The 25778-nt window shown below is 71.2% G+C and carries 22 protein-coding genes and 1 pseudogene; 10 read left to right on the plus strand and 13 right to left on the minus strand.

Annotated features, from left to right (window positions below):
- The first annotated feature begins 134 nt into the window (after positions 1 to 134).
- Positions 135 to 731 carry a hypothetical protein gene (locus tag ACGF5C_RS32285; protein WP_393307809.1) on the plus strand — a complete coding sequence of 199 codons (597 nt, stop codon included), beginning with the start codon at positions 135 to 137 and terminating at the stop codon, positions 729 to 731.
- Between the two features lie 506 nt (positions 732 to 1237).
- Here ACGF5C_RS32285 and ACGF5C_RS32290 read toward each other — a convergent pair.
- From ACGF5C_RS32290 to ACGF5C_RS32310, 5 genes are read right to left on the minus strand one after another with little or no spacing between them, the layout of a single operon-like run.
- Positions 1238 to 2254: a branched-chain amino acid ABC transporter permease gene (locus ACGF5C_RS32290; RefSeq protein ID WP_393307811.1), complete on the minus strand. Its 1017-nt coding sequence runs from the start codon at positions 2252 to 2254 to the stop codon at positions 1238 to 1240.
- The gene (locus ACGF5C_RS32295; protein WP_393307813.1) at positions 2251 to 3132 is read right to left on the minus strand and encodes a branched-chain amino acid ABC transporter permease; all 882 of its coding nucleotides are present in this window, start codon (positions 3130 to 3132) and stop codon (positions 2251 to 2253) included. Before ACGF5C_RS32295 ends, ACGF5C_RS32290 begins: the two co-directional genes overlap by 4 nt.
- Positions 3133 to 3139: 7 nt before the next feature.
- Positions 3140 to 4399, minus strand: a complete 1260-nt coding sequence (locus ACGF5C_RS32300) for an ABC transporter substrate-binding protein (RefSeq protein WP_393307815.1) — start codon at positions 4397 to 4399, stop codon at positions 3140 to 3142.
- A gap of 38 nt (positions 4400 to 4437) precedes the next feature.
- A complete protein-coding gene (locus ACGF5C_RS32305) occupies positions 4438 to 5130 on the minus strand; it encodes an ABC transporter ATP-binding protein (RefSeq protein WP_393307817.1) in 693 nt (230 codons plus the stop codon).
- The gene (locus ACGF5C_RS32310; protein WP_393307819.1) at positions 5117 to 5878 is read right to left on the minus strand and encodes an ABC transporter ATP-binding protein; all 762 of its coding nucleotides are present in this window, start codon (positions 5876 to 5878) and stop codon (positions 5117 to 5119) included. Before ACGF5C_RS32310 ends, ACGF5C_RS32305 begins: the two co-directional genes overlap by 14 nt.
- 311 nt (positions 5879 to 6189) lie before the next feature.
- On the opposite strand from ACGF5C_RS32310, the gene ACGF5C_RS32315 reads away from it, so the two are divergent.
- Complete coding sequence (locus ACGF5C_RS32315) at positions 6190 to 7050, plus strand: SPFH domain-containing protein (RefSeq protein ID WP_393307821.1); 861 nt, start codon at positions 6190 to 6192, stop codon at positions 7048 to 7050.
- Between the two features lie 41 nt (positions 7051 to 7091).
- On the opposite strand, the gene ACGF5C_RS32320 is transcribed toward ACGF5C_RS32315, so the two are convergent.
- Together ACGF5C_RS32320 and dnaE are read right to left on the minus strand one after the other, a co-directional pair.
- A complete protein-coding gene (locus ACGF5C_RS32320; RefSeq protein WP_393307823.1) occupies positions 7092 to 8129 on the minus strand; it encodes an aminotransferase class V-fold PLP-dependent enzyme in 1038 nt (345 codons plus the stop codon).
- A gap of 81 nt (positions 8130 to 8210) precedes the next feature.
- A complete protein-coding gene (gene dnaE, locus ACGF5C_RS32325) occupies positions 8211 to 11741 on the minus strand; it encodes a DNA polymerase III subunit alpha (RefSeq protein ID WP_393307825.1) in 3531 nt (1176 codons plus the stop codon).
- 218 nt (positions 11742 to 11959) lie between these two features.
- Between dnaE and ACGF5C_RS32330 the strand changes: the two genes are divergently transcribed.
- The 3 genes from ACGF5C_RS32330 to ACGF5C_RS32340 all read left to right on the plus strand — a co-directional run bounded on the left by ACGF5C_RS32330 (position 11960) and on the right by ACGF5C_RS32340 (position 14289).
- Positions 11960 to 12853 carry an NmrA/HSCARG family protein gene (locus ACGF5C_RS32330; protein ID WP_393307827.1) on the plus strand — a complete coding sequence of 298 codons (894 nt, stop codon included), beginning with the start codon at positions 11960 to 11962 and terminating at the stop codon, positions 12851 to 12853.
- Between the two features lie 147 nt (positions 12854 to 13000).
- Positions 13001 to 13342 carry a PadR family transcriptional regulator gene (locus ACGF5C_RS32335; RefSeq protein WP_393307829.1) on the plus strand — a complete coding sequence of 114 codons (342 nt, stop codon included), beginning with the start codon at positions 13001 to 13003 and terminating at the stop codon, positions 13340 to 13342.
- Positions 13339 to 14289: an HAAS signaling domain-containing protein gene (locus ACGF5C_RS32340; RefSeq protein WP_393307831.1), complete on the plus strand. Its 951-nt coding sequence runs from the start codon at positions 13339 to 13341 to the stop codon at positions 14287 to 14289. The genes ACGF5C_RS32335 and ACGF5C_RS32340 overlap by 4 nt, the downstream gene beginning before the upstream one ends.
- Before the next feature lie 45 nt (positions 14290 to 14334).
- On the opposite strand, the gene ACGF5C_RS32345 is transcribed toward ACGF5C_RS32340, so the two are convergent.
- The 3 genes from ACGF5C_RS32345 to ACGF5C_RS32355 form a co-directional block, all read right to left on the minus strand.
- Positions 14335 to 14547 carry a DUF397 domain-containing protein gene (locus ACGF5C_RS32345; protein ID WP_393307833.1) on the minus strand — a complete coding sequence of 71 codons (213 nt, stop codon included), beginning with the start codon at positions 14545 to 14547 and terminating at the stop codon, positions 14335 to 14337.
- Positions 14538 to 15131, minus strand: a complete 594-nt coding sequence (locus ACGF5C_RS32350; RefSeq protein WP_393307875.1) for a DUF5753 domain-containing protein — start codon at positions 15129 to 15131, stop codon at positions 14538 to 14540. The genes ACGF5C_RS32345 and ACGF5C_RS32350 overlap by 10 nt, the downstream gene beginning before the upstream one ends.
- A 279-nt stretch (positions 15132 to 15410) precedes the next feature.
- The gene (locus ACGF5C_RS32355; RefSeq protein ID WP_393307835.1) at positions 15411 to 17804 is read right to left on the minus strand and encodes a hypothetical protein; all 2394 of its coding nucleotides are present in this window, start codon (positions 17802 to 17804) and stop codon (positions 15411 to 15413) included.
- Between the two features lie 442 nt (positions 17805 to 18246).
- Here ACGF5C_RS32355 and ACGF5C_RS32360 point away from each other — a divergent pair, with 442 nt between their 5' ends.
- The 3 genes and pseudogenes from ACGF5C_RS32360 to ACGF5C_RS32370 all read left to right on the plus strand — a co-directional run.
- A complete protein-coding gene (locus tag ACGF5C_RS32360) occupies positions 18247 to 19122 on the plus strand; it encodes an IS630 family transposase (RefSeq protein WP_393307837.1) in 876 nt (291 codons plus the stop codon).
- The gene (locus tag ACGF5C_RS32365; protein ID WP_393307839.1) at positions 19119 to 19412 is read left to right on the plus strand and encodes a hypothetical protein; all 294 of its coding nucleotides are present in this window, start codon (positions 19119 to 19121) and stop codon (positions 19410 to 19412) included. The genes ACGF5C_RS32360 and ACGF5C_RS32365 overlap by 4 nt, the downstream gene beginning before the upstream one ends.
- A 32-nt stretch (positions 19413 to 19444) precedes the next feature.
- Positions 19445 to 19717, plus strand: a pseudogene (locus ACGF5C_RS32370) (ABC transporter permease); the annotation flags it as partial.
- 240 nt (positions 19718 to 19957) lie between these two features.
- Here ACGF5C_RS32370 and ACGF5C_RS32375 read toward each other — a convergent pair.
- On the minus strand, positions 19958 to 20761 hold the full coding sequence (locus tag ACGF5C_RS32375) for an SGNH/GDSL hydrolase family protein (RefSeq protein ID WP_393307841.1): 804 nt from the start codon (positions 20759 to 20761) through the stop codon (positions 19958 to 19960).
- Positions 20762 to 21112: 351 nt separating this feature from the next.
- On the opposite strand from ACGF5C_RS32375, the gene ACGF5C_RS32380 reads away from it, so the two are divergent.
- Both ACGF5C_RS32380 and ACGF5C_RS32385 read left to right on the plus strand, forming a co-directional pair.
- Complete coding sequence (locus ACGF5C_RS32380; RefSeq protein WP_393307843.1) at positions 21113 to 21904, plus strand: shikimate dehydrogenase family protein; 792 nt, start codon at positions 21113 to 21115, stop codon at positions 21902 to 21904.
- A gap of 220 nt (positions 21905 to 22124) precedes the next feature.
- The gene (locus ACGF5C_RS32385; protein ID WP_393307845.1) at positions 22125 to 23573 is read left to right on the plus strand and encodes a hypothetical protein; all 1449 of its coding nucleotides are present in this window, start codon (positions 22125 to 22127) and stop codon (positions 23571 to 23573) included.
- A gap of 54 nt (positions 23574 to 23627) precedes the next feature.
- Here ACGF5C_RS32385 and ACGF5C_RS32390 read toward each other — a convergent pair whose 3' ends face one another.
- Both ACGF5C_RS32390 and ACGF5C_RS32395 read right to left on the minus strand, forming a co-directional pair.
- Complete coding sequence (locus tag ACGF5C_RS32390) at positions 23628 to 24272, minus strand: DUF402 domain-containing protein (RefSeq protein WP_393307847.1); 645 nt, start codon at positions 24270 to 24272, stop codon at positions 23628 to 23630.
- A 116-nt stretch (positions 24273 to 24388) separates the two neighbouring features.
- On the minus strand, positions 24389 to 25639 hold the full coding sequence (locus tag ACGF5C_RS32395) for a hypothetical protein (RefSeq protein WP_393307849.1): 1251 nt from the start codon (positions 25637 to 25639) through the stop codon (positions 24389 to 24391).
- Positions 25640 to 25778 lie beyond the last annotated feature (139 nt).

Here is a 25778-nt window from a genome sequence, read left to right on the forward strand (position 1 = left end):
CGTCCTGTTCGCCATGCTCCGCGACAAGATCCCCTATCAACCCCGCCCCACACCGCCGATCACCGCTTGACGAAACCCATAGGGACACCCCCCCTTGTCAGTGGGTGTGCCAACCCCCGAATGGAGCATCTCTGATGAACACGATCATGCGTAAGAGCGTTCTCGGTATCGCTGGTCTGGCCTTCGCCGGTGGTCTGGCCGCCGGCCCGCTGAACCACACCGACACCACCGCCCCGGTCGAGGCGGCCACCGGCATCACCGCCGTCGCCGTGCAGGCCGACAAGCCCGACACGGCCAAGCTGATCCCGCACGGCGTGCAGGGCGCCCAGTCGCGTATCGACCTGACCGACGAGCAGGTTGCGAACACGAAGGCGATCATCGCGGCGACGAAGAAGGCCGGGATGGACGAGCGGGCGGCCGTGGTGTCGATCGCGACGGCGTTGCAGGAGTCGAAGCTGGAGAACCTGGGTCATCTGGGTGACCGCAACGACCACGACTCGCAGGGTCTGTTCCAGCAGCGCCCGTCGAGCGGTTGGGGCACGGTGGAGCAGATCACCGACCCGGAGTACTCGACGACGGCGTTCCTGAAGGGTCTCAAGCAGGTCGACCGGTGGCAGGACATGCCGCTGACCGAGGCCGCGCAGACGGTGCAGGTGTCGGCGTACCCGGACCACTACGCCCAGTGGGAACAGCAGGCCGCCGACCTGGTCGCCGAACACTGGAACAGCTGACCACAGACATTCACCACACAAGGGGGATCGCTGGCCGGCACCGTCACGGGTGCCGGCCGGCGACACATCTCGATACCGACGGCCGGCACCCCGACACGGGGCGCCGGCCGTCGGCGCACGCCGCAACGCGTCACCAGATCTTGGACAGTTGCCGTTCGGTGCGAACGGCAACTGTCCAAGATCTCGACGCGGCGGGCGGCGAGGCGTACCAAGCGGGCGGGTGGGAGCGGCCCAAGCCGCGGTCAGCGAGCGCGCCCAAGCAGCAGAGGGGCGAGCCCGGCCCAAGCCGCGCGGTCAGCGGGCGCGGCCCGAGCCGCAGTGAGCGGGGGCGGCCCAGGCCGCGGCCAGCGGGGGCGGCCCAGGCCGCGGCCAGCGGGGGCGGCCCAGGCCGCGGCCAGCGGGGGCGGCCCAGGCCGCGGCCAGCGAGCGCGGTGAGCGGCCAGGGGGCGGTAAGAGGGGCGGTCAGGGGGCGGTAAGAGGGGCGCAGGCTGGATACGTGCGTGGGGTCACCGGCGGCGGGAAGCCAGCCAGCGCGTGGCCAGGGCGGCGGCGCTGCCCCAGATGCCGCGCCGGAACACCAGCACGACGAGGACGAAGATGCCGCCGGTGACCAGGCCGATCGCCTCGAACCCGGAGAACGACAGCCAGTCCTCCAGACGGACCAGGATGGCCGCGCCGAGCACCCCGCCCCAGAGCGTGCCGATCCCGCCGAGCACCACCACGATGACGGCCTTGCCGGAGGTGGTCCAGTGCAGCACGTCGAGGGAGACGAAGCGGTGGCCGACGGCGAACAGCCCGCCGCCGAGCCCGGCGATGAAGCCCGACAGCACGAACGCGGTCAGCTTGTAGCGGTGTACGGGGTAGCCGAGCGCGCGGGCGCGGGCGGGGTTGTCGCGGATGCCGACCAGTACCCGGCCGAAGGGCGAGTGCACGATCCGCCAGGCGCCGGCCAGCCCGAGCAGCACGATCGGCAGGATCGCGTAGTAGAAGTAGTAGTCGTCGGTGAGGTCCAACCCGAACAGTTCGCGGGGCACGCCCTGTAGGCCGTTCTCGCCCCGGGTGACCGAGCGCCACTCGTTGGCCACGTAGTAGACCATCTGCGCGAACGCCAGGGTGACCATGGCGAAGTAGATGCCGGTCCGCTTCACGGCCAGGTAGCCGATCGGCACCGCGAGCACGGCCGCGGCGAGCGCCCCGGCCAGCACCGCCACCGGGAACGGCAGGCCGGCGTGGATGGCCACCAACCCGGTGACGTATGCGGAGGCGCCCCAGAAGGCCGCGTGCCCGAAGGACATCAGCCCGGTGAAGCCGAGCAGCAGGTCCACGGCGACGGCGAACAGCGCCCAGCAGAGGATGTCCACCGCCACCGCCGGGTAGAGCCCGTTGGGCAGCCAGAACGCCACCAGCAGCCCGACGGCGAACAGCGCGTACCGGACCCAGCCGGGCGCCCGGGTCACGGCGACCAGCCCCGACTTCGGCGCCCGGCCGCCGGCGTCGGTCGCGGTGTCGACGGTGCTCGTCATGCCGGTGCCTCCTCACGGCCGAACAGCCCGGCCGGCCGCCAGAGCAGCACGGCGGCCATCACGATGAAGACGATCGTCTGCGACACGATCGGGAAGTCGGACAGGTACGCCTCGCCCCACGCCTGGACCAGGCCGATGCCGAAGCCGGCGGCCACGGACCCGAAGATCGAACCCAGCCCGCCGATCACCACCACCGCGAAGACCACGATGATCAGGTCGGCGCCCATCAGCGGGTTCACGGCCCGCATCGGCGCGGCCAGCACCCCGGCGAGCGCGGCCAGGCCGATGCCGAAGCCGAAGACCGGGGTGACCCAGCGGCCGACGTTGATGCCGAACGCCTGGGTCAGCTCGGCCCGCTCGGTCGACGCCCGGACCACCATGCCGATCCGGGTGCGGGTCAGCACCCACCAGACGCCGACGCAGACGGCGACCGCGAAGCCCAGGATGAAGACCCGGTAGGTGGGGAAGTCGAAGAGCCCGAAGTCGACCGACCCGCTCAGCGCGGACGGGGTCTCGTACGGGCTGGACTGCACGCCGTAGCGGAGCTTCACCAGGTCCTGCAGGATCAGCGTGAGGCCGAAGGTGAGCAGGAAGTTGTAGAGCGGGTCGAGCCGGGTGAGCCGGTGGATGAAGGCCCGCTCCAGTGCCATGCCGAGCAGGCCCAACCCCACCGGCATGATCACCAACGCCGCCCAGAACGGCATGCCCGCCTCGCTGAGCAGGACGTACGCGCCGAACGCGCCGAACATGTAGAACGCCCCGTGGGCGAAGTTGACCACCCGCAGCATCCCGAAGATGACCGCGAGCCCGAGGGCGAGCAGGGCGTAGAACGCCCCGCTCACCAACCCGTTGAACGTGTTCTGCAAGAAGCCGGTCATGCCCTGGTCACATCTTGCAGTCCGCCGACGGGGCGCGGAACGCCTCGGCGGCGGGGATGGTCTTGAGGACCTTGACGTAGTCCCACGGCTCACTCACCTCGGACTGCGGCTTCACCTGGGCGAGGTAGGCGTCGTGGACGACCCGGTGGTCCTCGGCGCGGATCTTGCCGTTGCGCAGGAAGACGTCCTCGACGGTCTTGCCCTCCAACGCCTTGACCACGGCGTCGGCGTCGTCCGTGCCGGCGGCCTGCGCGGCCTCCAGGTACTGGGTGGCGGCGGAGTAGTTGGCCGCGTGCGCGAAGGACGGCCGGGTGCCCGTCTCCTTCTGGAACCGGTCGGCGAACTCCCGGTTCTTGGCGTCGAAGTTCCAGTACCAGGCGTCGGTGTACGTGGTGCCGGCGAGCGCGGCCGGGGTCAGCGAGTGGATGTCGGTGATGAACATCAGGCCCACGGCGAGCCCGACGCCCTTCTCCCGGAGCTTGAACTCGTTGTACTGCTTGACCACGTTGACCAGCTCGGCGCCGGCCTGCATGGTGCCGAGCACCTGCGGCTTCGGGTTCAGCGTCGGTGCCTTGAGCAGGAACGTCGAGTAGTCGCCGCTGGTGTTCGGGAACGGCGCGCCGTCCTTGCCGACGACGGTCCCGCCGGCCGCCGTGATCGCGCTCGAGAAGCTCTTCTCCATGTCCTGACCGAAGGCGTAGTTCGGGTAGAGGATGTACCAGTTTTTCCCGACCTGCTCGGTGGTGGTCTTCCCGGTGCCGTTGGCCAGCATGTAGGTGTCGTACGCGTAGTGGAACGTGTACTTGTTGCAGCTCTTGCCGGTCAGGTCGGTGGTGGCCGCCCCGATGTTGAAGTAGAGCTTCTTCTTCTCCTTCGCCACGTCGGCGACCTTGAGCGCGGCCGAGGAGGTCGGCACGTCGAGGATGAGGTCGACGCCCTTGCGGTCGTACATCTCGGCGGCCTTGCTGTTGGCGATGTCGGGCTTGTTCTGGTGGTCGGCGGTCTCCACGGTGATGTCCTTCGTCACCGCCCTGTCGCCGTGCCTGGCCTTGAAGTCGGCGATGGCCATCTCGACGGCCTTGACCGAGTTCTTGCCGGACAGCTCCGAATAGGCGCCGGACTGGTCGTTCAGCACGCCCAGCACGATCTTGCCCCCGGTCAGCTTCTGGTCCCCGCCCGACTGGGGACCACCGCCGCCGCAGCCGGCGACCAGCACCATCGCCGCCGCCGACGCGGCGGCCACACCCACCGTCCTACGCATGCTCATCCCTCCACCCCCGCGCCGCGCGGGTCGTCGAATCGGAATCAGATGCCGAGGTACGACAGCAGCTCGCGCTCCCGCGAGCGCACCTCGGAGTTGTCCATCGCCTCCGCGACGCGTCCCTCGGCCAGCAGGTAGTGCCGGTCGGCGACGCCGGTGGCGAAGTGCAGGTTCTGCTCGACCAGCAGCACGGTCACCCCGTGCCGTTTGGCCTCGCGCAGGAGGTCGCCGACCTGCTGCACGAGCAGTGGCGAGAGCCCCTCGGTCGGTTCGTCGCAGAGCAGCAGCCGGGCGCCCATCCGCAGCACGCGGGCGAGGGCGAGCATCTGCTGTTCGCCGCCGGAGAGCATGGTGGCGGCCGAGTCCCGTCGCTGGTGGAGGGCGGGGAACGCCTCGTACACCCGCTCCAGCGGCCACGGGTCGGGGCCGACCGCCGGCGGCAGGGTGAGGTGCTCCGTGACGCTCAGCGTGGCGTAGCTGCCCCGGTCGTCGGGGACCCAGCCGAGCCCCAGCCGCGCCCGCCGGTACGCGGGCAGCTTCCCGACGTCCCGGCCGTCCAGCGCCACGGTGCCGCGCTGGCCGGTGTGCAGGCCCATCACGCAGCGCAGCAGGGTGGACTTGCCGGCGCCGTTGCGCCCGACGAGGGTGACCACCTCGCCGGCGGAGACGTCCAGGCTGACCTCCCGCAGCACCTGCGCCTCGCCGTACCAGGCGGACAGGTTCTCAATGCGCAGCATCAGCGGCTCCCAGGTATGCGGTGATCACGCGCTCGTCGGCGCGGACCTGCTCGTACGGGCCCTCGACGAGGACCTTGCCGGCCTGCAGGACGGTGACGGTGTCGGCGAGCCGCCCGACCACGCTCATGTTGTGCTCGACCATCACCACGGTCCGGCCCTGCCGGACGCGGGCGATCAGGTCGACGGTGCGGTCGACGTCCTCCAGGCCCATGCCCGCGGTCGGCTCGTCGAGCAGCAGCACCTTCGGGTCCAGGGCGAGGGCGATGGCCAGCTCCAGCGCCCGCTTGCGCCCGTACGCCAGCGCCTCGGCGGGGGCCTCGGCCAGGTCGGCCAGCCCGACCATGTCGAGCAGCTCGGCGGCCCGGTCGGTGTAGCGGCGCATCAGCTTCGCCGAGCGCCAGAACCGCCAGCCGAGCCCGCTCGGGCTCTGCAACGCCAGCTCGACGTGCTCGCGGGCGGTGAGCTGCGGGAAGAGGCTGGTGATCTGGAACGACCGGGCCACGCCGAGCCGGGCGACCCGCTCGGGGGGCAGCCCGGTGACGTCGCGGCCGTCCAGCTCGATCCGGCCGCCGCTGGGGCGCAGGAACCCGGTGAGCAGGTTGAACAGGGTGGTCTTCCCAGCGCCGTTCGGGCCGACCAGCGCGTGCACGCTGCCCGCCGCGACGTCGAGGTCGACGCGGTCGACCGCCCGGAAGCCCCGGAAGTCGCGGGTCAGCCCGCGAGCCGACAGGAGCGCTTGCCCGGCCATCGCCTACTCCTTGCTAGGGGTCGCGCGACGGTCGGATTGGTGACCTGGGTCACATGACCGTCGCGTCCTGGAAACCTACGACCGCAACAGGACGTCGAACTATGTCGATGGCCACCACATTCCGGGAACCCGGACCGTGCGGGAACTCCACCCCGCCGCCCGGCCACCCCGCCCGCCGGCATCGACAATGGTGACTGTTGGGTCGTTCCGTACCACGCCCATCTGGGCGCGCCACGCCGCGCCCCACCTGCGCTCCGCCTTGACGGATGCCCCTAGGGTGATGGCCCCCTCCCGCGAAAGGTGCCGAGCGAATGCCCTTCGGCTTCACTGTTGCGATCATCTTCGCCGTCGGCCTGGCGATCTCCGGCGCGCTCGCGCTCGGCGCGCGCGCCAGCTCGACGAAGCGGACCGCCACCCTGGCGGCGCTCGGCTGCCTCGTCGGCGCGGTCGTGTTCACCGTCGGCTCCAGCGCCCACTCCGTGCCGATCCGCTCGGTCGGCATCGTCACCAGCTTCGGCAAGCCGACGGGCAAGGTCACCGGCTCCGGCCTGAAGTGGGTCGCCCCGTGGCAGAAGGTCGGCGAGTGGGACGCCGGCCGGCAGAAGTACGACCACATCGGCGGCGAGCACTGCGTGCGGGTCCGCACCGGCACGCTCGCCGACGCCTGCGTCGAGGTGCTCGTCGAGTGGCAGGTCAAGCCCGAGAACGCGCCGAAGCAGTTCATGGACTACAAGGGCGACTTCGACAGCTTCCGGGGCCAGCGGGTGGGCGTCCAGCTCGACAGCGCCGTCAACGACGCCTTCGCCACGTACAACCCGCTGGAGAAGATCGACTCGAACACCGGCAGCCTGAACGTGGACCTGAAGCCCTTCGCCGAGAGCATCAAGACCAGCGCGGAGACGCGGCTCTCCAACGACGTCGACATCCTGTCGGTGACGATCACCCGGGTCAACCACGACGACAAGACCGAGGGCAACATCAAGGCGTTCCAGGACAAGCTCGCCCAGACCCGCAACCTGGAGCAGGACCGGAAGAACGCCGCCATCCAGAAGCAGATCACCGAGACGAACGCGAAGGTCGACAAGGTGTCGCGGTGCCTGGAGATCGCCGAACGCAACGGCAGCAACCCCGGGCTCTGCATCAACCCCGGGATCATCACCGGCACCAAGTGACGGCCGACCGGCGCTGACCCCGCCCCCGGACGTGCCCCGGTTCAGCCGGTGAGCGCGTCCAGGGCGAGGTCGACGTCGGCCTCGGTGGAGTAGACGTGGAAGGACGCCCGGACCCGGCCGGCACGGACCGCCGCCCGGACCCCGGCCCGCTCCAGCCGCTCCGCCGCACCGGGCACCTCCACCGTGACGATCGCGCTCTGCCCCGGCGGCCGGCCCAGCCCGGCGAGGAACCGGTTGGCCAGCGCGACGTCGTGCGCGTACACGGCCGGCACGCCGATCTCGGCGAGCAGTTCCAAGGCGGGGGCCGTGCCGACCCAGCTGAACCAGGCGGGCGAGATGTCGAACCGGCGGGCGTCGTCGGCCAGGCGCAGCGGCGGGCCGTAGTAGGAGGCGTGCGGGTCGTCGCCCGCGTACCAGCCGGCGGCGTCGGGGCGCAGCCGCTCGCGCAGCGCGGGCGCGAGGTAGGCGAAGGCGGAGCCGCGTGGCGCCATCAGCCACTTGTACGCGCCGACCGCGACCACGTCGGCTCGGCTCGCGTCGAACGGCAGCCAGCCGCACGCCTGGGTGGCGTCCACCGCGACGAGCGCGCCGTGCGCCCGGGCCGCCGCGACGATCTCGTCGTACGCGGCGATCGTGCCGTCGGCGGACTGCACCAGGCTGAACGCGACCAGGTCGGTGCCGGCGTCGATCGCGTCGACGAGCCCGGCCGGCGGCACGGTCCGCACCCGGACGCCCCGCTCGGCCTGCACCAGCCAGGGGAAGAGGTTGGAGGTGAACTCCACCTCAGGCACCACCACGGTCGCGCCGGGCGGCAGCGCGGCGGCGACCGGGGCCAGCAACTGGGAGACGGTGCTGCCGACCGTGACGTCGGCGGCCGGCACCCCGACCAGGCCGGCGAAGGCGGCCCGGGACCGTTCGGTCGCCTCGCCCCAGCCCTCCCAGGAGGTACCCCCGGTCCGCCAGTCGGCCAGCGCCTCCTGCACCGCGTCCCACACCGGGTCGGGCGGCAGCCCGTAGCTGGCGGTGTTCAGCCAACCCGGCTGCGGCTGCCACAGCTTCTGCGCCTGCGCGATCTCCACACCGCCGACGCTAGTCACCCGCGGCGCGTACCGGGACGGCCAATCCCGCACTCGCGGCCCCGGCACCGGCGGCTGGCGGCGTCAGCTCACGTTGGCGGGGCCGAGGACGCTCTTCAGGTCGCCCATCAGCGCGGTGGTGGCCGCCACCCGGAACGGGCCGAGCCGCAGCGTGGTGACCTTGCTGCCGTTGAGCAGCTTGACGTGCACCTCGGTGTCGCCGGGGTGCAGCACCAGGGTCTCCTTGAGCCGCTCCACCAGCGGGGGCGTGCACCGGGTCACCGGGATGGTGAGGGTGATCGGCTTGCTCGCCGGGTTGCTGCTGATGTCGGGCATGGACATGTCCATCGCCATGATGCGCGGGGTGTCGTCGCGACGGTCCACCCGCCCCTTGACCACCACGATGGCGTCCTCGGCGATGTACTGCCCGATCACCTCGTAGGTGTTGGGGAAGAACAGCGCCTCCACGCCGCCGGCCAGGTCCTCCAGGGTGGCCGAGGCCCAGGCCCGGCCCTGCTTGGTGACCCGGCGCTGCACCCCGGAGAGGATGCCGGCGAGGGTCACCACCGCCCCGTCCGGGACGGTGCCCTCCTCCGACAGGGCGGCGATCGTGCAGTCGGCCGCCGCGCCGAGGACGTGCTCCAGGCCGAAGAGCGGGTGGTCGGAGACGTAGAGGCCGAGCATCTCGCGTTCGAAGGCGAGCTTGTCGCGCTTGTCCCACTCCCCCTCGCCGATCACCGGCATCACGGTGGTGCTGCTGGTGTCCGCGTCGCCGAAGCCGGCGCCGAAGAGGTCGTACTGGCCGACGGCCTCCTTGCGCTTGACGTCGGCGTACGCGTCGATGGCCTCCGCGTGCACCGCGAGCAGCGCCTTGCGGGAGTGCTTGAGCGAGTCGAACGCCCCGGCCTTGATCAGCGATTCGATGGTCTTCTTGTTGCAGACCACCGCGTCGACCTTCGACAGGAAGTCGTAGAAGTCGGCGTAGTCGCCCTTCTCCTCCCGGCAGCGCATGATCGCGGCGACCACGTTCGCCCCGACGTTGCGTACTGCGCCGAGACCGAACCGGATCTCCTTGCCGACCGGGGTGAACGGCCCGGCGGAGGTGTTCACGTCCGGGGGCAACACCTGGATGCGCATCCGGCGGCACTCCGAGAGGTAGAGCGCCATCTTGTCCTTGTCGTCGCCGACGGAGGTGAGCAGCGCCGCCATGTACTCGGCCGGGTAGTGCGCCTTCAGGTACGCGGTCCAGTACGACACCAGGCCGTACGCCGCCGAGTGCGCCTTGTTGAAGGCGTAGCCGGCGAACGGGACCAGCACGTCCCAGACCTTCTGGATCGCCTCGTCCGAGTAGCCCCGTTCCCTGCAGCCGTCCCGGAACGGGATGAACTCCTTGTCGAGGATCTCCTTCTTCTTCTTGCCCATCGCCCGCCGCAGCAGGTCGGCCTGGCCGAGGGTGTAGCCGGCGAGGATCTGCGCGGCGCGCTGCACCTGCTCCTGGTACACGATCAGGCCGTAGGTGGGCGCGAGGATCTCCCGCAGCGGCTCCTCCAGCTCCGGGTGGATCGGGGTGATCTCCTGGAGGCCGTTCTTGCGCAGCGCGTAGTTGGTGTGCGAGTCCACGCCCATCGGGCCGGGTCGGTACAGGGCGAGGACGGCGGAGATGTCCTCGAAGTTGTCCGGCTTCATCATCCGCAACAGGGAGCGCATCGGCCCGCCGTCGAGCTGGAACACGCCCAGGGTGTCGCCCCGGGCCAGCAGCTCGTACGCGGCCCTGTCGTCCAGCGGCAACCCGAGCAGGTCCAGCTCCTTGCCGTGGTTGAGCTGGATGTTCTTCACCGCGTCGTCGATGATGGTCAGGTTGCGCAGGCCGAGGAAGTCCATCTTCAACAGCCCGAGCGACTCGCACGTCGGGTAGTCGAACTGGGTGATGATGACCCCGTCGGAGTCCCGGCGCATCAGCGGGATGTGGTCGATGATCGGCTCGGCGGACATGATGACGCCGGCGGCGTGCACGCCGGTCTGCCGGATCAGCCCCTCGATGCCCCGGGCGGTGTCGATGACCTTCTTGACGTCGGGCTCGGCCTCGTACATGCCCCGGATCTCGCCGGCCTCGGCGTACCGGGGGTGCTTGGGGTCGAAGATGCCTTCCAGGGGGATGTCCTTGCCCATCACCGCCGGGGGCATCGCCTTGGTGATCCGGTCGCCGACCGCGTACGGGTAGCCGAGCACCCGGGCCGAGTCCTTGATCGCGGCCTTCGCCTTGATGGTGCCGAAGGTGGCGATCTGGGCGACCTTGTCCTCACCCCACTTGTCGGTGACGTACTTGATCACCTCGCCGCGCCGGCGCTCGTCGAAGTCGATGTCGACATCCGGCATCGAGACGCGCTCGGGGTTGAGGAACCGCTCGAAGATCAGGCCGTGCGGGATCGGGTCGAGGTCGGTGATGCCCAGCGCGTACGCCACCAGCGAGCCGGCGGCCGAACCGCGGCCGGGGCCCACGGCGATGCCCTGGTTCTTGGCCCACTGGATGAAGTCGGCGACCACGAGGAAGTACGACGGGAAACCCATCTGGATGATGACGCCCAGCTCGTACTCGGCCTGCGTGACGTGGCCCTCGGGGATGCCGCCGGGGTAGCGCCGGGCCAGCCCGGCGAAGGTCTCCTTGCGGAACCAGGACTCCTCGGTCTCCCCCTCGGGGACCGGGAAGCGCGGCATCAGGTTGTGGAACTCGAACATCCCGGCGGGGTCGACCTTCTCGGCCACCAGCAGGGTGTTGCGGCAGCCCTCCAGCCAGAGGTCGGAGCTGTCGACGGCGCGCATCTCGTCGGCGGACTTGATGTAGTAGCCGCTGCCGTCGAACCGGAACCGGTTCGGATCGGCGACGTTCGCCGCCGTCTGCACGCAGAGCAGCACGTCGTGCGCCTCGGCCTGGGCCTCGTGGGTGTAGTGCGAGTCGTTGGTCACCACCGGCGGGATGTCCAGCTTGCGGGAGATGTCGTGCAGCTCCTGGCGGACCCGGCGTTCGATGCTGATGCCGTGGTCCATGACTTCCAGGAAGTAGTTCTCCTTGCCGAAGATCTCCTGGTACCTCGCGGCTGCCTTGAGCGCCTCGTCGTACTGACCCAGGCGCAGCCGGGTCTGCACCTCCCCGGAGGGGCAGCCGGTGGTCGCCATCAACCCGTCGGCGTTCTCGGCGAGCAGTTCCGCGTCCATCCGCGGCCACTTGACGAAGAACCCCTCCGTGTACGACCGGCTGGTCAGCTTGAAGAGGTTGTGCAGGCCGGTCTTGTTCCGCGCCCAGATGGTCATGTGGGTGTAGCCGCCGCTGCCGGAGACGTCGTCGCTCTTCTGCTCCGGTCTGCCCCAGCGCACCCGCTGCTTGTGGAAGCGTGATTCCGGCGCCACGTACGCCTCGATGCCGAGGATCGGCTTGACCCCGGCCGCCATCGCCTGCTTGTAGAAGTCGTTCGCGCCGTGCATGTTGCCGTGGTCGGTCATCGCCACCGCCGGCATGCCCTGCCGCTTGACCTCGGCGAAGAGGTCCTTCAGCCGGGCCGCCCCGTCGAGCATCGAGTACTCCGTGTGCACGTGCAGATGCGCGAACGAATCGCCCATGCGTGGCGCCCCCCGGGTCGGATCATGGGATGGTCGAGGTCGGTCGGCCTACCCTATCGCCGCCGGAAGAGGCGGCTCCAGACGCCGCGCGGGGCGGAGCGGGCCGGGGTGGTGTGGATCTCCCCGGCCGCTGCGGGGGGCGGCCGGGGCGCGCGCCCCACTCGGCGGTCGGCCCCTTGGCGTCTCGCTGACCAGCTACTTCCCTAGGGTGGACCGTCATGACAGAGCGGAAGACAGTTCTCGTGACCGGCGCGACCGGCAACCAGGGCGGCGCCACGGCACGCCGGTTGCTCCGGGACGGCTGGCAGGTGCGGGCACTCGTACGCGATCGGGCCAAGCCCGCCGCACGCCTCCTCCACGAGCAGGGCGCCACCCTGGTCGAGGGGAACATGGACGACGCCGACTCGCTACGCGCGGCGATGCACGGTGTGCACGGTGTCTTCAGTGTCCAGGCCCTGGCGTACACGCCGGACACCCTCGCGGCCGAGGTCAGGCAGGGAAAGACCGTCGCCGACGTGGCCAAGGAGACCGGCGTCGCACACCTGGTCTACAGCTCGGTGGGCGGTGCGGAGCGCCGGACCGGCATCGACCACTTCGAGACCAAGGCAGAGATCGAGCGGCACATCCAGGCGTTGAACCTGCCCGCGACCGTCCTGCGCCCCGCGTTCTTCATGAACAACCTTCTCCACTACGCCGACGCCCAGGGGGAACGGGTCCTGCGGCTACAGGTCGTACCCGACCGACCGATCCAGATGATCGCCTCGGACGACGTCGGCCGCATCGCCGCGTACGCCTTCGCGCACCCCGCCGATCACCTCGGCACGCAGATCGAGATCGCCGGTGACGAGCTCACCTTCACCCGGGTCGCCGAGATCTACGAGGCGCTCACCGGCACCCCCACCCGCCTGGAGCCGCAACCCATCGACCAACGCATGTACGCGTGGTTCGCCGAGAGCGGATACCGAGCCGACATCGCCGGCCTGCGGAACCGGTTCCCCGGGCTGCTGACGTTCGAGCAGTTTCTGCGGGACCGTCTCGGCCGGGCGGCGGCGTCCGCACCGCAGGGCGACCGGACCGGGAAGCCCGCGCGACGGAAGCCCCAGGGCGGCTAGCCCACCGCCATCCGGCCAGCGGCGCGTCGACCGGCGGCGAACCCTGCGGGGTTCGCCGCCGTCTTTTTCGCCGGAACACACTGATGCCTTCGGACACGATGATGTAGCACTGGACGATAGTGTGTGCCACACAGTATGGTGTGACGCATGGTGAGCGATGAGATCCTGCGGACGCACCTCCAGGAGTTGCGTCGGGGCACCGTGGTGGTGGCGAGCCTCATCGCCCTGCGGCGCCCCGACTACGGCTACGCGCTGCTGCAACGCCTCTCCGACCACGGCTTCCCGGTCGACGCCAACACGCTCTATCCGCTGCTGCGACGACTGGAGGAGCAGGGGCTTTTGACCAGCGAGTGGAACACCGAGGAGAAGCGGCCGCGCAAGTTCTACCGGACCAGCGGGGAGGGCGAGTCGGTGCTGGGCCGACTCCTCGCCGACCTCGCCGCAGTGCATACCTCCCTGACCGGGCTGATCGAAGGAGCCGACCGATGACTACCCTGACCGACCGCTACCTCGCCGCGACCCTGCGCTCGGTGCCGGTCGCGCGCCGCGAGGAGATCGCCACCGAGCTGCGCGCCTCGATCGAGGACATGGTCGAGGGCCGCACGACCGGCGGGCAGGACGGCACCGCCGCCGAACGGGAGGTGCTCACCGAGCTGGGCGATCCGGCGCAGCTCGCCGCCCGCTACTCCGACCGCCGGTTGCAGCTCATCGGGCCGGCCTACTACCTGGCCTGGGAGCGGCTGCTGAAGCTGCTGCTCAGCTTCGTGCCGGCAACGGCCGGCGTGGTGGTCGGCCTGCTGGCGGCCACCGACGGCGAGAACGCCGGCGGGGCCGTCGGCGAGGGCGTCACCACCGCCCTCACGGTGGCCCTCCAGATCGCCTTCTGGGTCACCCTGGTCTTCGCGGTGCTGGAGCGCACCAGGACCCCCCTGCACCTGCCCGACTGGAGCGTCGACCAGCTTCCGGAGAGCCCGGGCGAACGGCAGATCACCCTGACCGACACCGCCGCCTCGATCGGCTTCCTGGCGATCTTCATCGCCTACCTGCCGATGCAGCACTTCCGGTCGTTCGTCCCCGCCGACGGTGACGGCAACCTGCCGGTCCTCGACCCGGCGCTGTGGAGCTTCTGGCTGCCGTTCCTGATCGCCGTGCTGGTCGCCAACGTGGGCCTGGAGATCGCCAAGTACCGGGCCGGGCGCTGGACCTGGCCGCTGGTCGCGGCGAACGCGGTGCTCGACCTGGCCTTCGCGGTGCCGGTGGTCTGGCTGATGTCGACCGACCGGCTGCTCAACCCCGACTTCGTGGCCCGCTTCGAGTGGCTCGGCGAGGGCGAGAACCTGAACACCGTCGCCACCATCGTGGTCGCCGGCACGGCGCTGATCGTGCTCTGGGACGTCGTCGAAGGCGTGGTCAAGGCGCTGCGCGACCGCCGCTGACCCGACCGCGCCACGCGGCCCGGCACGCCCCGGCGTGCCGGGCCGTCAGCCGTGACGAGCGGGCCGGAGGGCGCCGGTAGTGGCCGCGGCGAGGAAGCCGGTCCAGGCCGCGGGGCCGAAGGCCAGCACCGGCCCCCCACGGTCCTTGCTGTCGCGTACGCCCACCACGCCGGCCAGGTTCGTCGCCACCTCGACGCAGGTGGAACCGCCGTTGCTGCTCCGGGTGGACTTCCGCCAGGCCGCGCCGGTCAGGTCCACGACTCCGCCACCTCCGCGAGAAGTTCCCGGGAGGCTCTGCGGGGTAGCACCTTGCCCCGCAATCGCTCCCATGCTCGTTGAAGGCTATCAACATCCTCGGACCGATTTGTGACCTGCGCACGCAACTGGTTGTCGAGGTGGGCCACCTCAGCGCCGTCCGTCGTGCGGGCCAGGATGAACGGCCCAGCGAGCCCAGGATGCATGCCGGCTTCGGCGGGCACCACATGAATATCGACCTGGGGAAGCTCGCCTACCTCCAACAGGTGGGCGAACTGCTCGGCCATCACTTTCCGGTCGCCGATCTGCCGGCGCAGCACCGCCTCGTCGACGACGAAGACGACCTCCGGCGGGGCCTCCCGGGTCAGCACCGCCTGGCGGGCCAGCCGGGAGGTCACCCGCTGCTCCACCTCGGCCTCGCGGAGCATGCCGCCGCCGGTGAGCACCGCGCGGGCGTACGCCTCGGTCTGGAGCAGGCCGGGGATCAGTGACGGCTCGAACCAGCGGATCAGCGTGGCCTCCGCCTCCACCGAGATCCACTCACGCAGCCAGGGCGGCGCGGCGTCCGCGCGGACGAGGGTGAGCAGCCGCTCGAAGAAACCCTCGGACCTTAGTGGTCAACGTCGGAAGTCCTTCGGGGGTTGACGCAGAGTGGGACCTACGCGGGGGCCTTGACCACATCTGCACGCCCACGGACGGGCTGGGCCAGCAGGAAACCGCTTGAAGGCGGCGACGGGCGGGGTGTCCGGCCCCGATGCCCCTCCTCCAGCCCCGTCCGCGAACGCGTTCTGAGGCCGGAGGCAGGCCGGGGCCTCTGCCACGACGCCCGGCGCACCTGGCCAACGGCCAGGTGTCGCATGCCCAGGTCAGTCCCCGGTTCCGGCGCTCCTGTCGGCCCACGCCTGGTACCGGTGGTCCACTCTGAGGTCCCGGAGCGGTGCGAAGGCGGGGTCGATGGCCAGCGCCCGTTGGACTTCCCGCCATGCGTCGGACTCTCGGCCGAGTGCGAGCAGAACCCGGGCGTAGGTGTCATGCAGATACAGGTGGTCGCCGCCGTCGGCGCACGCCACGCCCTTTTCGATCAGCCGGAGGGCGTCGGCGAGGTCCTTCGGGGTGGGGGCGGGGTCTTCGGCATGGATGATTTCCCAGGCGAGGAAGTTGGTCGCGTAGCGGACGACCTCGCGCTGGAACTGTCCCTCGTCGGTGAAGTGGAAGATCTGCCAGACCGGCGGCACCAGCCGCATACAGGTCTCGGCGACCGCGAAGCCGTCGCGGCGGTGCTGGGCCCGGTACTGCTCGGTGCCCTCGTCGCCGTGGCCGACCTTGCCGTGGATCCACATCTTGCCGTAGTAGGCGTAGAGCAGGCCGTAGGCGGAGTCGGCGTCGCCCTCGGTGTACTGGGCGATGGCCTTGTCGTACTCGGCGAGTGCCGCCGACCATTCCCCTCGGCCGCGAAGCGCGTTGGCCTGTGTGATCAGGCTGCCGGCCGCCGTTGCCTGCTCGCGCTCGGAGTCGCCGTCGACGCCGCCCTGGTCGCGGAAGTCGATGCGCGCCCCGGGGTAGGCGTCGGCGACCCGTCGGCGGACCTCTCTGGAGAGGGCGTTGTAGCGAAGGTCGATCTGCTCGACGGCGGGCAGGGTGAAGAAGCCGTCGGGCAGCTCGGCCAGCCCGTTGAAGGACAGGTCGATCCTCTTCAGGCTCTGGAAGGCGCCGATTCCGGCGATGACGTCGGCGGTCATCGGACCACGCCCGCCCCTGTCCTCCGCTCCCCAGCGGTCGATCTCCAGTTCCTCCAGCGCGGGCAGGGGATTCGCGAGCACGGGCCGCAGCAGCTCGTGCGACGGAACCGGCACACCTGTGTGGTCGGTGAGTCCGCTCAGCTTCAGCACCCGCAGCCTGAGCAGCCGGGACAGGTCGGGCAGCGGGGTCTTCACCAGTCCGAGGGCATTGTCGAGGTCGAGTTCCTCGAGGTTGGTCAGGCGCAGCAGTGTGGCGGGGATCTCCTGAAAGAAGTTGCCCCTGAGCTCGAGCTTGCGCAGGTTCGGGAAGCCGGTGAGGGCTTCGGGGAACCGCTTGAGGTACCTCCAGCTCCTTCCCACCATGGAGATTTCTTCCAGGCTGGCCAGGCCCTGCATCGATGCCGGGAACACCAGGTTGGTCTGGTCCGCCACCAGCCGGCGCAGGTGTATCAGGTTGCCAGCCGTCTCCGGGAGCGCGAAGGGTGTGATGTCGGGCAGTGCCTCGCCGGTGCCGGAGGGCTTGCTGGACAGCTCTGAGACATCGAGTTCCTCCAGCGTGGTGAGCCGGCCGATGGTGTCCGGCAGCCTGATCGGCCGGTGGGCGGGCTCGGTGGAGAAGTCGTAGGTGGTGTTGCCGGCGATCCGCAGTACGCGCAGCCTGGACAGCCGGCCGATGGAGGCGGGCAGTTCGGCCAGGCCGCAGTCTCGTACCGACAGAAGTTCCAGGTCGGTCAGAGTGCCGATCTCGTCGGGGAGTCGCCCGATGGGGTTGCCGTCCAGGACGAGTGTGCGCAGCCATGGCATCCGCAGAACCTCGGCAGGGAACTCTTTGAGCTTGCGTTCCGACAGATCGAGATGGAGCACCCGGTCGGCCCGGGCACGCGCGACGTCCGCCAGCACCGCATCCTTCGCGGTCCGCGCACCCGGGCGCAGGACCGGCAGTCCGGCCCGTAGCCGTTCCAGGAACTCCGGGACCTTGATGCTCTTGTATTCCGGGTCGACGACCTCGGTGACGAACGACTCCACGATGTTCTCGCTGCCGAAGTCCGCGTTGTCATCGTTGCCGTAGTTGTCCACCAGGCGAGCGTCGGGGGCGGAAACGCTGAGATCGTGGTTGTAGTTGATGACCCATGGGGTCTCTACGGTGCAGGCCTCCAGGATGCCGTCGTTGTAGTAGCCGTAGACCAGATGGGTGAAGGTGCCGTCCTGGATGTAGATTTCGCAGTCGCCGCCCTCCAGGGTCTCGGCCCGGGTGGTACCGCCGACATAGAGCCCCGGCAGAAACTCGTAGAGCGCGATCGGGCCGGACACGGTCAGATCGCCGGTGATCACCACCAGGTCCACGTCGTCCAGACTCCCGATCCCGGCGACGGCGTCGAGGAAGTCCCCCTCCAGTACCAGATCGCCGTCGAAGAGCAGGACGTTGTCATAGTTGCCCTCGAAGGAGGCGGAGAGAGCCTGCACGAGGCGAGTGTCGGCCTCTGCGAAGAAGAGGCGTTCGGGTGCGGGGTTGTTGGCCATGTGGGCGACGATAGGACACGGGCATGACAGTCCTTCAATGTCCTTCTGCCCATCGGGCGCACTCGTCGCGGCGCGCGGATCGTGGTAGCCGAACCCGCGCTGTCGGCTATCAGCCTCAGGCTTTCATGAGGGTTGGTGTCCGGCCGGAACGTGTCAAGGGATTGAGGCCAACGGGAGTTAAGCGGCTTGTCGTTGTGGCTCGGGCTTGTTGATCCAGACCTGTTCGGGCAGGTCGAGGATCTTGGGCAGGGAATGACAGCGGACGTCCAGGCCGGCGAGCTACCGCCAGGCGGCTCAGGCCGCGCGGGCAGCTTTTGAGCAGGGGAGGTCTTGGCCGACTCCGGCACGGTGGGCGAGGGGTCATCCTGTCTGGCCGCCCGCGTCAGGCGGCGCGGCAGGCTCCAGCCGGTAAGAACCACTTCTGCTGATCGGCCTGCCTGCCTTGCCCGTTGCCACCGCCCGCCCGATATCGCTGACCGCCTCGCAGAGGCACCGGCTGAAGAAGATGGCCTACGGGCACAGGACTCCCCACCAGGCCCGGATCCGCGCGCACGTCGTGCTCCACGCGGCACGGGGCCGTTCCAACGCGTGCATCGCCCGCGAGACGGGCCTGCATGTGGACACCGTGCGGACCTGGCGAGGCCGCTTCGCCGACGAGGGCATGCCCGGGCTGGCCGACCGCCAGCGCCCCGGCCGGCCACCCTCGTTCACCGCCCTGCAGACCGCCCAGGTCAAGGCCCTGGCCTGCCAACTACCCGCCGAGACCGGCACGCCGCTGGCCCGCTGGTCGTGCCCGGAACTGGCCCGCGAGGCCACGGCGCGAGGCATCGCCCCGGCCCTGTCGGCCTCCACCGTGCGCCGCTGGCTGGCCCAGGACGCGCTCAAGCCCTGGCAGCACCGCTCCTGGATCTTCATCCACGACCCCGATTTCGGACCCAAGGCTGCCCGTGTGCTGGATCTGTACGCGCGCACCTGGCAGGGCGAACCGCTCGGACCGGACGAGTACGTCATCAGCGCGGACGAGAAGACCTCCATCCAGGCCCGCTGCCGCTGCCACCCCACCCTGGCCCCCGGACAGGCCCGGGCGATGCAGGTCAACCACACCTACGGCCGCGGCGGTGCCCTGGCCTACCTGGCCGCCTACGACGTCCACCACGCGAGGGTGCTCAGCCGCACCGAGCCCAGAACCGGCATCGACCCGTTCATGAACCTGGTCACCCAGGTCATGAGCCAAGAGCCCTACGCCAGCGCCAAAAGGGTGTTCTGGATCGTCGACAACGGCTCCTCCCACCGCGGGCAGAGGCCGCCGACCGCTTGACCAGTGCATTCCCGAACGCGCTCATGGTCCACACCCCCGTCCACGCCTCCTGGCTCAACCAGGTGGAGATCTACTTCTCCGTCGTGCAGCGCAAGGTCGTCTCGCCCAACGACTTCACCGACCTGGCCCAGGTCAGGGACCGGCTCCGAGCATTCGAAGACCGCTACAACGCCACAGCACAGCCATTCCAGTGGAAGTTCACCACCTCCGACCTGGACGATCTGCTGGCCAGACTCGACCGACACAACGCCGATCACCAGGAAGCATCCTCCGCGCAGCCAGCTACATGATCAACCCCCGAAGGACTTCCGACGTTGGCTACTTAGGCGTGCAGATCGCGCAGAGCATCATCGAGGAGAAGCAGACCCGGATCGTGGAGATCCTGGTGGCCGCGGTGCCGGTCCGGGCGTTGCTGGCCGGCAAGATGGTCGCCGGCACCCTGCTGGCCCTCGGGCAGGTCGCCCTGGTCGCCCTGGTCGCCGTGGTGGGTGTGCAGTTCGGCGACAGCGGGGAGCTGCTCTCGCTGCTGGCCCCGGCGATCGGCTGGTTCGTGCCGTTCTTCCTGCTCGGCTTCGTGCTGGTCCGGACGGCGTGGCGGTCGCGCGAGACGGTGGGCTGAGCGGTGTCGCGGTGCGCCGGCCGGGCGTACCGCGTCCGGGGCTGACGCACGGCGCGGCCCGGCACGCCCACCACGTGCCGGGCCGCCGCGGCCGGTCGGCCCGCGTCCCGCGGGGAGCGGGCGAGGACCACCGGGAGCCGGGACGGACGCGCGCCACCGCCGTCGCGGGCGGCTGCCGGATCAGCCGGTACGCGTCGGCGGTGGCGCGCGGTCGGGTCAGTCGGCGGCGTTGCGGAAGACCGGGTAGTAGCCGCCGGACTGGCCGGCCGCGGTCGGGTGGTAGGAGACGCCGAGGTTGAGGTAGTTGAGGGCGTGCAGCCACTTCTCGCCGTAGCTGCACAGCTGGTGCCCGACGAAGGCCGAGCGCACGTCGGCGAAGGTGAAGCCGGCCGCGGTGGCCGCGCTGCGGGTGATGTCGTCCACCAGGTTGATACCCTCGTTGATCTTGGCACGCGAGGTGGCGCTCAGCCCGACGCAGACGGTGCCGAGCTGGTAGAAGACCGGGTAACCGACGACCACGACCCGGGCGTTCGGGGCCCGGGTCTTGATGCCGTTGTAGACGTTGCTCAGCAGGCCGGGGAGCTGGGCGCGGGCCTTGTCCTCGGCGGCCTGCACGGCGGCGACGCACTCGGTGGTGCCCTTGAGCACGCAGGTGGTCATGATGTTGGCGAAGCCGACGTCGTTGCCGCCGACCGTGACGCTGACCAGGCTGGTGGTGGAGCTGAGCGCGGAGAGCTGGGTGTTGATCACGCTGGTCGTGGTGGCGCCGGAGCAGGCGACCGAGCGGTACGAGGCGGGCTTGACGTTGGCGGCGTACAGCGCGGGGTAGGCGCTGGTGCTGCGCTGGCAGGAGCCGCTCTCGCTGGTGTAGTTGCCGGCGCCCACGCCCGAGGCGTAGGAGTCGCCGAGGGCGACGTAGCGGTCGGTGGGGGCGGCCTGGGCGGGGGCCGTCATGGACAGGCTGGCGCCGAGAGCCGTTGCGAGGCTCAGGGCGAGAGTCAGGAAGCGGGTTCTCCGCACGTCGCACTCCGGGGGTGAGAGGGATCGGGTGCGAGATTGATATCACTAAATATTCCCCGGCGAAAGATCCTTGCGGTGATCTTAGGGGTGCCGGCAACGGTCTCCGGGTCCGGCACCCCGTACCGCCGCGTCCGCCCGCCCCGCGCCTCCGGGGGTCGGACGCCCCCGGGCACGCCCACCGTCCCCTACCGAACCCTCGGCGGCCGACCGGGCGGAAGGGGACCGGCTCGGCGGCCGGGCGCGAACCCGGCGGGGCCCCACGTCCGGGCCCGCGATAGCGTCGGCGCGGCGCGGCACCCGACCGGCGGGACGGGCGGCCCTGGGCGTCGGCCATCGACACGGAGGCGCGGCATGACGGAGATCGGCGGCACCACCCGGCTGTACGCGCTGCTCGGCGACCCGATCGCGCAGGTGCGCGCCCCCGCCCTGCTCAATCCGGTGCTGACCCGCCGCGGCACCGACGCGGTGCTCGTCCCGGTCCACGTCGCACCGGCCGACCTCACCCCGGTCGTACGCGGCCTGCAACGGGTGGGCAACCTGCACGGGATGCTGGTCACCGTGCCGCACAAGGCCGCCGCCCTGGCCCTCGCGGACCGGGCCAGCGACCGCGCCCGCCTGGCCGGCAGCGCCAACGCCCTGCGGCGCGAGCCCGACGGGACCTGGACCGCGGACACCTTCGACGGCGACGGGTTCGTCCGCGGGCTGGCCACGGCCGGACACCATCCCCGGGGCCGCCGGGTGTGCGTGGTGGGCGCGGGCGGGGCGGGCAGCGCCATCGCCGTCGCCCTGCTCGACGCCGGCGTGGCGGAGCTGCGGCTGGCCGACACCGACCCGGGCCGGCTGGAGACGCTGCGGCGACGGCTGTCCGCCGCGTACCCGGACCGGGTCACCGGGGCGGCGCGGCCGCGACTGGCCGACGCCGACCTCGCGGTCAACGCGACCCCCCTCGGGCTGCGCCCCGACGACCCGCTGCCGTTCCCGGTGGCCGAACTGCCGGCGGACGCCGTGGTCGCCGACATCATCATGACCCCGGCGGAGACGGCCCTGCTGGCCGAGGCCCGCGCGCGCGGCCTGCGGGCGCACCCCGGCGAGCCGATGCTCGCCCACCAACTCGACTCCTACCTCGCGTTCTTCGGGTTGTGACCGGGGCCCGGCGCCGCACGGTGACGTGACCGCCGGCCCACCCACCGGGGCCGGTCGGACGCCGTCCCACCGACCGGGGCCGGTCGGACGTCGGCCCACCGACTGGGCGCCGCGCGGACGTCGGCCCGGTGGAGCGCCGGCTACCCGGGCCGCCTAGGCCCCGCGCGGGTGGGGTGGTCGGTGCGGTCGTCACTGCGGTGCGGGGCCGCGCACTGGCAGGATGGCCGCTGTGGACCTCGACTCCGGCGCCGGGCTGCTGCACCGGCTGACGTCATACGTGCCGGACCGCGACTGGGACGTGCCCGGGGACGATCCGCGGATCCGCCACGACCTCGTGCCGAACGACCCCGAGACCCTGCCGCCGCAGCTCAAGGGCTATCCGGACGGCCTGCCCGTCGTCGCCCTGCCACGCGACCTGCCCGACCCGGGGATCCCCGCGACGGCGGTGCTCGCGGGCGCCGCGGGCCAGGCGCAACTCCTCGACGCCGCGCAGCTCGGCCGCGTGCTCTTCCTCGGCGCCGGCGTCGTCCGCACCGCCGAGCGCCACGGGCGGCCGTTCCTCTACCGGGCCGCCGGTTCGGCCGGCGCACGCTTCCCGCTGGAGGTCTACGCGAGCACCCGCGACGTCGCGGGCGTCCCGGACGGCGTGCACTGGTACGACCCGGCGCGGCACGCGCTCGTCCAGGTCGCCCCCGCCGCCACCGGAGCGGCCACCACGCTCGTGGTCACGGGCGTGCCGTGGCGGACGGGGTGGCGGTACGCCGAGCGCGGCTGGCGGCACCTCTACTGGGACGCCGGGACGCTGCTGTCCCAACTGTCGGCGGGGGCCACGAGCGCCGGCCTCGCGCCACGGCTGCGGACGCTGTTCCCGGACGCCACGCTACGCCGCCTCGTCGGCGCGGACGGGGTGCACGAGTATCCGCTCGCCCTGCTGTCCCTCGGCGACGGCGAGCCGGCGATCGGCCCCACCGGGGCGGCGGTGCCGGGTGAGTTGCCGGCGGTCGAGCTGCCGCTGTGCACCGCCGCGCAGCGCGCGGGCGAGCGGGACGCGCTCGGGGAGCCCTGGCCGGAGGCGCCGCCGCTGCCGGAGTTCCCGCCGTCTGATTCGCTCGACGAGGTGGTGCGCCGGCGCGGGTCGCAGCGCCGCATGGACCGGTCCCGCACGCTGCCGCGCGCCCTGCTGGAGTGGCCCCTGGCCGCCGCCCTGCGCGGCGTGCCGGTGCCGCACTGGGTGGCCGTGCACGGCGTCGACGGTGTGGCGCCCGGTCTCTACCGCTGGCCCGACCTGACGGCGCCGCTGCGGGCCGCGGAGCTGCGTGACGAGCTGCTGCGGGTCTGCCTGGACCAGGCGCTCGCCGGCGACGCGGCGTACGTCGTCGTCGGGGCCACCCCGCTGTCGGCGCTCGACGACCGCGGCTACCGCGACGCCCAGCTCGCCGCCGGGCTCGTCGAGGGCCGGCTGCACCTCGCGGCGTACGCCCTGGGCGCCGGCGCCTCCGGGATGACCTTCCTCGACTCGGAGGTCCCGGGCCTGCTCGGCGAGCCGGACGACCTCGCGGCGCTGCTGTTCACGTGCGTGGGCGTCCCGGAGTACGCGTCGCGCGCCGGTGGCGGGCCGGGCCGCCCGGTCGAGGTCCGTCCGGTCATGCCCCGCCCCGGCGGGTCCTGACGAGCAGGGCCGAGGCACGCTCGACCCGCCCGGCCCTGGACCGGCGGGTGGCGGTCAGCGGGTCGGAGGGACGGTGTCCCAGCCTGCCGGCAGGGCCGGCACCGGCCAGGCCGGGTCCGGCCGCCACGACGCCCACGCCTCGTCCCACCACCGCTCCCCGGCGTCGAGCAGGGCGGCGATCCGGTCGCCCTCGGCGCGGATCGCGTCGGCCATCCCCGGATAGCGCCCCTCTTCGAGGCGCTGGGCGAACATCTCCACGTCCTTCCAGACGTAGCGGGCGGCGTCGGCCGGCCACCAGAGGTCCAGCTCGTGGTCGAGGGTGTCCACCCCGATCGGGGTACGCCGGACCGGGTCCTGGAGGTTGAAGTACCACCCGGCGAAGGCGCGCTCCGGGCCGGTCCAGAAGACGTCGACGGAGTGCGCCTCGCCCGGGCGGTGCAGCATCAGCTTGCCGTGGCCGCTCCACGCCCGGTGCCCGGCGACCTGCCACGGGTGCCGCCCGCACGGGAACCGCCCGGTCTCGGGGAAGCCGAACTCCGCGCCCGGGGGCAGGTAGAGCACGAGCAGGTCGGGCGAGTCCTCGACGCAGACGGTCGGGCAGCCGAACCACACCTCGCCGTGCAGGACCTCGCGCCGGACGACCAGGTCGCCCGGGGCGAAGCGGTGCCCCTCCCCGACCCGCCCGTCCTCTCGCTCCACCCGGCCCACTCCCCCAACCTACCGAGTGCCGGCGTCACAGGTCGCGTAGCCGTTCCGCACGTCGTCGCCGTCCGCCAAGACGTCGAAGACCTTGCGCGCGCCGTCCTCGACGAGGGTCAGCGGGGCCGCGAGACCGCCGCGCGGGCTGCGGGTCGGCGCCCGGCGACGGTGGATCCGGCGGTGGTGAAGGGGTTCGGCGTCGCTCCCGTCCACTGCCGGAGGACGGCGGTGCCGGTCTGCCGCCGCTCACCGTCCACCGTGGTCGTCCCGCTGCTGACCACGTAGAACCGCCCGTCGCCGAGGGCCTCCAGGCCGAAGCTGCCGGGCCCCTCCCAGCCGCGGATCCCGGTGGCCGGATCGGTCAGCCCGGCCGGGGCCAGCGGCACGATCCATCCGGTCGCGCCGTCCGGCTGGCCGGTGATCACACCGGCCTGCGGGGCGACGGTGGCGTCGATCGCGTAGAGCGTCCAGTTCGGAAACTCCGGCTTGCTGCCCCGGTAGACCGCCATCAGCCACCGGCGGGTGTGCCGGTCGTACTCCAGGTTCTGCACGCCGAAGGTGGTGTTCCCGGTCCGGACGAAGACCTTGGAGTACGGCTGCCCTGGCCCGCTCTGGTGCGGTGCGGTCTGGCTGAGCGGACGGGCGAGGAGGCTCCACCGCCGCACGTCGTACGCGAGCAGCACCTGGTGGTCGTTGTCGGTACGCGTCGTGTTCGGGTAGATGCCGTAGGCAACCATCAGCACGTTCCGTCCGCCGGCGGTGCCCAACGCCGGCCCGAACGAGACCCCGTCGATGCCGCTGGCGCCGTACCGGTGGTCGGCGGTCTGCCCGGTGTCGCCGTCGAAGACGCCGTCGCCGTCCAGGTCCGCCGTGAAATCGTCGACGACCTCCTTCAGGTAGACGGTGGTCATCACGCCGTCCGTCTCGGCGTCCATTCCGATCCGGGTGATCCGGGCGACGTCGAAGATGGCGATGTAGAAGGCCCGCTGCGCCTTGTACTCCAGCGAGCCGTAGACGCGGCCGTCCTCCGGGTTGACGTCCAGGTCGCCGAGGTGGCCGGTCAAGCCGGTCACCGTGCCGACGACCCGACCGTCGAGGTCCGTCTTGACCAGGAGGTTCGTGAAGGACCAGTAGACGTGGCCGCGGCTCCAGTCGACCGCCACCCCCTGCACGTGGCCCGAGGGCCACGCACCCCCGTACACCGTCGCCGGCATGTTCGGGGGCGCCACCGGCGGGCGCGACGTCCCGACGGCCACGCCCCGGCCCGGAGTCGGCAACGGGCCCGCCGTCGCATGCGGCGGGGCGACAGCGCCGGCCAGGGCGGGAATCGCCAGGACGGCAGCCACGGCGGTGAGGGTCCTTCGCATGTCTCTCCGTTGCTCAAGAAGATCAAACAGCGGGAGATCCTATGCGAGCTTTCCGAACGGCGGGTGTCCGAATGATCATCCGGAAATTTCGCCCGTCCGGGCGGTAACCGCCCCGGAGGCGCGGCGGCTCAGCCGACGC

The sequence above is a fragment of the Micromonospora sp. NPDC047620 genome, assembly GCF_043205005.1.
Lineage (GTDB): Bacteria > Actinomycetota > Actinomycetes > Mycobacteriales > Micromonosporaceae > Micromonospora.